The following is a 3,549-nucleotide window of genomic DNA, read 5'->3' on the forward strand; positions in this document are numbered from 1 at the left end:
AGGCCGCCGACCGCTGACGGCCCGCGGCAGCGCACCGTCGCCGCCGCGGCGTCCGGTGGCGCATCCACCGGCCTTGCTGGACCGGACCTCGTTCGTTTGTGCCGACGCCGCCGTGGGTAAGCGGGCACGGTGCTGGTCGCGATCGTCGTGCATCTCGCGGTGGCGGCGACGCTCCCTGCGCTCGCCCGCCGGTGGGGCCGTCGTGTCTTCGCGATCGGTGCGCTGGCGCCGGCCTTCGCCTTCGTCGTCGCCGCGATCCGGCTGGGCACACTGCCCGCCACGGAGCGCGTGGTCTGGGCCTCGGTACTCGATCTGCAATTCACCGTCCGGATGGACTCGCTGGCGACGATCATGGTCGCGTTGGTCACCGGGATCGGGACGGTGGTGCTGGTCTACTTCTCCCGGTATGCCGAGCCGGGGGAACCGGGGATCGGGCGGGACGCCGCGGTCATGGTGCTGTTCGCCGGCGCGATGCTCGGTCTGGTGCTGGCCGACGACATCCTCTCGCTGTACGTCTTCTGGGAAGTCACCACGATCTGCTCGTTCCTGCTCGTCGGCGGGAGCGGACTCACCCGGGAGGAACGCCGCTCGGCCCGGCAGGCGTTGCTGGTGACCACGCTCGGCGGGCTGGCCATGTTGCTCGGGCTCATCCTGCTCGCCACGGACGCGGGCACCCTGCGGATCTCCGGAATCGTCGCCGACCCGCCCACCGGGGCCGCGGCCACGACCGGGATCGCGCTGCTGCTGGTCGGTGCGTTCACCAAGTCGGCGCAGGTGCCGTTCCACCCGTGGCTGCCCACGGCGATGGTGGCGCCCACCCCGGTCAGCGCCTACCTGCACGCGGCGGCGATGGTCAAGGCGGGCGTGTACCTGGTGGCACGCTTCGCCCCCGCCTTCGCCGACCGTCCCGAGTGGTGGGTTCCGCTGGTCGTGGTGGGACTGTGGACGATGCTGCTCGGCGGCTACCGCGCGATGCGGCAGTACGACCTCAAGCTGCTGCTCGCGTTCGGCACGGTGAGCCAGCTGGGGTTCCTCATGGTGCTGCTGGCCGGCGGGACGCGGGTGTCCGAACTCGCGGGCGCGACGATGATCCTGGTCCACGGCCTGTTCAAGTCGGCGCTGTTCCTCACCGCGGGGGCGATCGACAAGGGGACCGGCACCCGCGACCTGCGCGAACTGTCCGGGCTCGGCCGACGCTGGCCGGGGTTGGCGCTACTGGCGACCCTGGCGGCGGCGTCGATGGCGGGGGTGCCGCCGCTGCTCGGGTTCGTCGGCAAGGAGACCGCGCTGGAGGCGTTCTCGCACGCCACGGTCACCGACGTGCTGATCCTGGCCGGCATCGCGCTGGGTTCGGTGCTCACCACCGCCTACACCGTCCGCTTTCTGGTCGGCGCCTTCGGCGGGAGCGACGAGCGGCCCGGCGCGGCCGGCGGTCCCGGGGCGGTGTTCACCGCGGCGATCGCGGTCCCCGCCGGGGCGAGCCTGGTGCTGGGGCTGGTGCCGGGGGCGGTCGAACGGTTCGCCGGGACCTACGCCGACCGGTTCCCCGGACGGGACTACCACCTCGGACTGTGGCACGGGCTCACACTGCCGTTGCTGCTGTCCGCGGTCATCCTCGTGGGCGGTTATCTGCTGTACCGCCGGAGCGCGGTGTTCGAACGCACCGCCGGGTGGCTACCGCGCGCGCTGCAGGCCGACCCCGGTTACCGGGCGGTCCTGCGCGGGCTGAACCGGCTCGCCCAGGGTCTCACCGCGCGGATCCAGACCGGATCGCTCCCGGTGTACCTGAGCACGATCCTGGTTGCGCTGACCGTGGTGCCGACCTGGGGACTGATCATCGGGTCGGTGGGTCCGGGCCGACCGACGTTCGTGCACAGCGCCCTGCAGCTGCCGCTGTCGCTGCTGGTGGTGGTGGCCGCGCTCGCGTTGCCGTTCGCGCGTCGCAGGCTCACCGCCGTGCTGCTCACCGGGATGGTCGGCTACGGCGTGGGCGGTCTGTTCCTCGTGTTCGGCGCCACGGATCTCGCGCTGGCCCAGTTCCTGGTCGAGACGCTCACGCTGGTGGTGTTCGTGCTGGTGCTGCGCCGCGTGTCCGCCCCGTTCGTCCGGCAGCACCCGGTCAGCCGCCGGGGTACCCTCGTCAAGGCGGTGGTCGCCGTGGCCGCGGGCACGTTCGTGGCGGTGTTCGCGGTCGTCTTCTCCGGCCTGCGCGAGTCCCGCTCGCGGGTGGGGCGGGCCTACGCCGAACTGGCCGAACCCGAGGCGGGGGCGACCAACGTCGTCAACGCGATCCTCGTCGACCTCCGCGCGCTGGACACCGTCGGCGAGATCACCGTGCTGCTCGTGGCCGCGGTCGGCGCGGCGACGCTCGGCCTGGCCCTGGCACGGGGCCGCGGCCGCGTGATTCCGGTCACTGAGAGCCCTGTCGCGGGCAGCGCGACGGACACCGATCCGGACACCACCGGGTCCGGCGACCGGTCGGGCGGGCGTGCGGTCGAACATCCGCCCGACGGTGCGGGGGAGGGCGGTCGATGAGCGCGGAATCGGAGTGGGAATCGCTGGACGTCCCCCGACAGCGGTGGCTGCGCAGCGCACGCAGCCCCGGGGGATGGCCGCGGTCGCTGCAGCTCGAGGTCGGTGTCCGCGTCGTGTTCCCGACGGTGCTGGTGCTGTCGGTGTATCTGCTCTTCGCCGGGCACCACCACTCGGGCGGCGGTTTCCCCGGCGGGCTCGTGGCCGGGCTGGCGTTCGTCCTGCGCTACGTGGCCGGCGGCAGCATGGAACTGGCCTCAGCCGTGCGGATCCGGCCGCCCGCGGTGATCGGCGCGGGACTGACACTGTCGACGGTGACCGCCCTGGTCCCGATGGTGTTCGGATACCCCGCGCTCACCAGTGGCTCGTGGGAGACGGACCTGCCGCTGTTCGGCGAGGTCAAGTTCGCCAGCAATCTGGCCTTCGACCTCGGGGTCTACGTCCTGATCATCGGTGTGGTGCTGGACCTGCTGCGCACCCTCGGCGCCGGAATCGAGAAGCGGGAACTGGAACGGGAGCGACGCGAGGGGCTGGTCGGCGGCGGGGAGAGCGGTATGGGCACCGCGGAGGCCTCCGGTGGCGGACCCACGGACGGGGGTGGCGATGACCGTTGACGTCGTGACCACCGTCGTGCTCGGCGTGGTCTACGCCGCCGGGTTCTTCCTGCTCATGCAGCGCTCCCTGATGCAGGTCATCCTCGGCTTCGTCGTGGTCGGACACGGGGCGAACCTGTTCCTCCAGGCCGCGGGAGGCCCCCCGGGATCGCCCGCGTTCGTGGGACTGGTTCCGGTCGGGGAGATGGCCGATCCGCTGGTGCAGGCCCTCGCGCTCACCGCGGTGGTGATCACCTTCGGGCTGAGCACGTTCCTGCTCGCACTGGCCTACCGCGCGTGGGTGCTGCTCGGGGACGACGAGGTCCAGGACGACCTGGAGGACCGCCGCATCGCCCGGGCCGAGGCCGACGCCCGGGCGGAGGCCGACGCCGAGCTCGCGCGGTACGGCCGGGACGACGCCGGG

At 72.5% G+C, this 3,549-nt stretch carries 3 protein-coding genes; all 3 read left to right on the top strand.

Features of this window, described 5'->3' with window-relative positions; all coding sequences use genetic code 11:
• Positions 1-129: 129 nt before the first annotated feature.
• Positions 130-2,535, top strand: a complete 2,406-nt coding sequence (gene mbhE, locus SACHA_RS0107405) for a hydrogen gas-evolving membrane-bound hydrogenase subunit E (RefSeq protein ID WP_019808433.1) — start codon at positions 130-132, stop codon at positions 2,533-2,535.
• Positions 2,532-3,146: an MnhB domain-containing protein gene (locus tag SACHA_RS20830; protein ID WP_019808435.1), complete on the top strand. Its 615-nt coding sequence runs from the start codon at positions 2,532-2,534 to the stop codon at positions 3,144-3,146. Before mbhE ends, SACHA_RS20830 begins: the two co-directional genes overlap by 4 nt.
• On the top strand, positions 3,136-3,549 hold a 414-nt coding region (locus SACHA_RS0107415), incomplete at its 3' end, for an NADH-quinone oxidoreductase subunit K (protein ID WP_019808437.1). The genes SACHA_RS20830 and SACHA_RS0107415, both read left to right, overlap by 11 nt.

This window comes from Saccharomonospora halophila 8 (assembly GCF_000383775.1).
Classification (GTDB): Bacteria; Actinomycetota; Actinomycetes; order Mycobacteriales; family Pseudonocardiaceae; genus Saccharomonospora; species Saccharomonospora halophila.

Excerpts from the sequence above, each read along its gene's own strand:
- SACHA_RS20830 (WP_019808435.1), top strand. The coding sequence starts at position 2,532 with ATGAGCGCGGAATCGGAGTGGGAATCGCTGGACGTCCCCCGACAGCGG.